The following is a 4874-nucleotide window of genomic DNA, read 5'->3' on the forward strand; positions in this document are numbered from 1 at the left end:
AATATTTGAGAGACGATATCGTATGTTACTATGTCTTTATCTCTAGTCATATCAACTAATTTTGAGTATATAGAAATAGCACACTGCTCACCTTTGATAGAGTCTTTAAGTATGCTAACAACATCATAATCTTTTGGTTCTTCATAACCACAATTTGTATGTGTATACCAAGCTTTTGGATTAAGAAGAGGAGTTCCTCCAAGCTGTAAAATCCTATTTGCCACCATATCAGCATGTCTCAGCTCATCTGCAGCATGTTGTATAAGCTCTGCAATTGCCGCATCTTTCATGATTCCTTTTACAACTTTTGCTTCTATAAAGTATTGATAATAAGCTAACCACTCATCTGCATAAGCTTTATTTAGGACTGTGATTATCTCACTAATCTCTAAGCCTTTTATAATTGAATTTCCAAACTTAGCCATAATAAACTCCTTAAAGTGTTATATATCTCTAATAGTATAGTTCTTTGAGTCTTAAATAATAATTTTCACTCTAAGAACTTAGCTATATTGTAAGCTATGAAAGCTAAAGAATAAGCGGCTATTGATGTGAATGCTAAAAGATAAAAGAAATATTTTATCCCTCCAGCTTCACGTGTAAAGACAACCGAAGCAGCAAGACAAGGTAGATATATCATAACTACAACTATGAATGCAACAGCAGAAGCAAAAGGGACATTTTTTGATATCATCGCTTTTAGTGAGTTATTACCTTCATCTACATCACTACCAAGAGAGTATAAAACACCAAGAGTTGAGACAACAACCTCTTTTGCAGCAAGTCCAGTTTGAAGTGCTACACTCATCTTCCAATCAAAGCCAAGTGGTGCAAATAAAGGCTCTGAAAATTTACCTATTTGTCCTAAATAACTCTGCTCCAAATGCTCTTCTGCTAAGCTGTTTTGAAGGACTCTTTTTTCATTTTCAGTTGTGGCATTTTCTATTTTTATATCAAAACTCTCTTTTAGCTCCGCGTTGTGCGGGTAGTTACTAAAGAACCAGATAAGAATAGAAGCAGCTGCGATAAAAGTACCTGCTTTTTTTAGGTACATCAAAGTCTTTGTAACAACTGTATGCCAGATAAGTTTTACAGACGGAAGTCTATACTTTGGCATCTCCATAACAAAAGGCTCATCCACACCTTTAAACGCAGTGAGTTTTAAAATCTTTGCAGCAAATAGCCCAATTGCTGCACCCGTAATATAGATAGCAAAAAGAATGTTTCCAGCCATACCCTCAGAGAAAAATGCACCTGCAAAAAGCACATATACAGGAAGTCTTGCCCCACAACTCATAAATCCTATGATAAAAAGAGTTAAAAGTCTATCTCTGTCATTTTTTAGTATCCTTGCCGACATATAAGCGGGAATCGAGCAACCAAAGCCGGTAACAAGTGGTATAAACGATTGTCCATGAAGCCCAAACTTATGAAAAAATCCATCAAGTAAAAATGCTACTCTTGACATATAACCAGTACTCTCGAGTAGTGCAATACCTACAAATAGTATCGCAATATTTGGAACAAACAGCACAACAGCGCCAACACCTGCAATAACTCCATCTACAACCAAAGAGCGTACATCATCATTTGCTATTGTTGCCCCTACTGTCTCACCTAACCATGAGAAAAAGCCATCTATCCACTCCATTGGGATAGAGCCTATTTCAAAAGTTAACTGAAAAAGAGACCACATAAAAAACAAAAATATAGGAATTCCAAAAATGTTATGTATCAAAACAGAGTCTATCTTATCTGTAAGAGTTCTTTTTTCAATCTCTTTACTACGTTTTAAAACTTCATGCACAACACCTCTATTAAAAGCTGCATATTCTGAAGCAAATGCCTCTTTTATATCATCACTATCATGATGAAGTTCTATATGTTTAAGGGCTTCTATGATTAGAGGTTGTAACTCAGTCCAGACAGGGTTATCATGTAGTTTTGCATAGGTTTTTTTCTCCCCTTTTAAGATATTTATAGCTATATTTCTATAAGAGTTTTCATCTTCATATCTGTGTTTTGCCAAACTTCGCACAATTAAAGATATCTCCTCTTCAACTGCCTCACTAAAGAGAAGTTTATTTTGCACTCTCTCTTCTTCAAACTCCTCTACTAGAGCTTTTATAAGGGCCTCAATTCCAAATTTTGTAGCAGCAGACACCTTAACACAAGGCACTCCTAAGATAAGAGACATCTGAACATTATCTATCTCAATGCCTTCTTTATCTGCTTCATCACTCATATTTAAAGCGATAACCATTTTTTTACCGATACTCATAAGCTCAGTTGTTAACTGAAGGTTTTTCTCTAAGTTTGTTGAATCAACAACATTGATAATAAGGTCATAATGTTGGCTATAAAGATACTCTGTTGTGACTTTTTCTTCTATAGAGTAGTCATTTAAGGCATACGTTCCGGGCAAGTCAATAACAGTAAAATGGTAATCTTTATAGTCAAATAGAACTTCACTTTTCTCTACTGTTACACCTGTAAAATTTCCTACGTGTAAACGCGCATTAGAGATAGAGTTGATGAGCATACTCTTCCCAACATTTGGCTGACCAACTAGTGCAACTTTTATATGCTTAGCTGTAATAGGACAGCTTTTTGTACTATTTTTCATATCTTCTCAACCTCTATTAAATCAGCTTCAGTTGCTCTTAGAGCCAATCTTGTACTACCTACTTTTATCTCTATTGTACTTTTTGCAGGAGCATACTCTAAAACTTCTATAATTACATCTTTCATAACACCAAAAGATATGAGTCTCCGCTTTAACTCTGCATCTGCATTTAGTTTTGTAACTCTTACAACACAAGCTTTTTTACAATCACTTAATTTTTTTTTCATTTTTTTTATCTTTATTTTTATCTTATTTTAAAAATTAGACCCACATTAGCCACAATGATAATAGATATCATGTTAAATATCAGTTAAATCAAAAACTATATGAAATAAGGGCTCTTATATTTTCCCAATCTCCGCCATTACTTTGAGTATTTTCTTTATCATCATTTTTAACATATATCGCTGCAATAGTGAGATTTTCATTTGGCGTATATTCAAAACCTAAGTTTTGCTCTACAATATGCTCTTTAACCCCTAATGAGTCCGCCTCTCCATCAAAATCTCCGTATGCATATAAGAAACCAAAATCACCAATTCTATAAGTAATACCTGCAACAATTGCTTTTGCATCTCTATCTAACGTAATAGCATCGATAATCATAGAGTCCATATTTGTATACAAAGTTCCTCCTCCAAAACCACTAAAGCTTCCTTTGCCAGTCTGCTTTTCAGACTTATTGTATGCAGCTGTTATAGCAAAATCTTCAAACATTACAAACTCTGCCATAGCGCCATATATAGAAGAGTCTATACCGCTATTATCAGATTCGTTTTGATTTATATATTGTACGTTGGCGTGAAGAGCATAATCTGCTGATATAGATAAATGCAGTGATATATCTGAATATACTGAAGAGTTTGCAACATTTCCAGTTGCACTATTAGCATTTGTGTCTTCAGATATATCGTAATACCAAAGCCTTGTATCTAAAAATTTTGTAGAGTATGAAATCCCACCAAAGTATGTTCCATCATCACCAGTCTCTGACCAGTGATAATCAGGATCTAAACCTGTATCTACCCCTTGCCATTTTGTAAGCAAGCCTCCCTTTAAAGTTATCTCTTCATTTGTGTACGTTGCAATATACGCTTCAAATGTATTTGGAACCATTCTAATATCATCACTATTTGCGAGTGGAGTACCTACTACTTGACGTCCAGCACGAATATTTAAAGCACCATTTTTATAATTTAAATATGCTTGAGAGAATTCAGTATAACTTCCTTTTGAAGAAGATAATTCACTATTTTGTTTTGCATCATCACCAGTTGCAAAATTTGTATCCTGCGCAGTTATAGCTTCGATAGCCGCATTAAACCCATTATACTCTGCAAGTTTATACTTTAGCATACCACCAACAGCAGTTGCATACTGATCTAGAGCTCCACTATTGTTGTAGCCTGAGTATAACAATCTAACTTGTCCTGAGACAGTGCCATCTTTAAAGACATGGCCTATTTTATCAGCTGTTGATACATCTGTTTCTATAGGTTTTGACACCTTGTCGATTATATCTCTAACTGAGTGCTCTCTATCTTTAATACTTTGAGGCGCTTCTTGCGTGGCACCAAGATTGTTATTTAACATTAAAACAACAGATGATAAAGTAAAAATTATTTTTTTCTTCACCTTTTAACCTTTTTCATAATCTAATTCTGAATGATAATCAATATCAACTTATATAAGACTTAATATTGATAACTATTCTCATCTCACATCTTGTTATAATTTTATAGTAACATTTGCATTTAGGTTATAATTTCAACAAAAAGATTATTATGAAATTTTTATACAACGCTTCTTCTCACTTTAATTTAGCAAATATGTTTACTTTTGTAAATATAACTGCTGGACTCTTAGCTGTCTATTTTATAACTCAAGACAACTTTTTTCTTGCAATTATTTTGGCGTGGATTGGTGGAGCTTTTGATGTTTTTGATGGCAAGATTGCTAGAAAATATGCTCTTTCAAATGAGTTTGGAGTTCAACTTGACAGCTTTGCTGATTTTTTGAGCTTTGTTCTTGTACCAGTATTTCTTATATTTCAAGCTGTTTATAAAAATAACTGCTCTGGTGTTATGATGTTCTTAGCTGGAGTTATTAGTATATACTACGTAATCTCTGGGCTTAGAAGGCTCATAGAGTTCAACATAAACGCAGATGTTGGAGAAGTTGGTAAGTACTTCATAGGTGTTCCAACACCTCTTGGCGCTATTTTACTTTGGTTAGCATACCTCGCGCA

General features: G+C 34.2%; 5 protein-coding genes. 1 reads left to right on the top strand and 4 read right to left on the bottom strand.

Translation table 11 applies throughout. From position 1 onward, the window contains the following. The 4 genes from PHI38_RS09070 to PHI38_RS09085 form a co-directional block, all read right to left on the bottom strand. On the bottom strand, nucleotides 1-425 hold a 425-nt coding region (locus PHI38_RS09070), incomplete at its 3' end, for a ferritin-like domain-containing protein (RefSeq protein WP_299855334.1). A 65-nt stretch (nucleotides 426-490) separates the two neighbouring features. Further along, the gene (gene feoB, locus PHI38_RS09075; RefSeq protein ID WP_299855337.1) at nucleotides 491-2626 is read right to left on the bottom strand and encodes a ferrous iron transport protein B; all 2136 of its coding nucleotides are present in this window, start codon (nucleotides 2624-2626) and stop codon (nucleotides 491-493) included. Next, on the bottom strand, nucleotides 2623-2853 hold the full coding sequence (locus tag PHI38_RS09080) for a FeoA family protein (protein WP_299855339.1): 231 nt from the start codon (nucleotides 2851-2853) through the stop codon (nucleotides 2623-2625). Before PHI38_RS09080 ends, feoB begins: the two co-directional genes overlap by 4 nt. Nucleotides 2854-2941: 88 nt before the next feature. Beyond that, nucleotides 2942-4261: a hypothetical protein gene (locus PHI38_RS09085; protein ID WP_299855342.1), complete on the bottom strand. Its 1320-nt coding sequence runs from the start codon at nucleotides 4259-4261 to the stop codon at nucleotides 2942-2944. Between the two features lie 149 nt (nucleotides 4262-4410). On the opposite strand from PHI38_RS09085, the gene PHI38_RS09090 reads away from it, so the two are divergent. Then, nucleotides 4411-4874 (top strand): CDP-alcohol phosphatidyltransferase family protein (locus PHI38_RS09090; RefSeq protein WP_299855346.1); only part of this gene is annotated, 464 nt, incomplete at its 3' end.

The organism is Sulfurimonas sp. (assembly GCF_028694895.1).
In the GTDB taxonomy this organism is placed as follows: domain Bacteria; phylum Campylobacterota; class Campylobacteria; order Campylobacterales; family Sulfurimonadaceae; genus Sulfurimonas.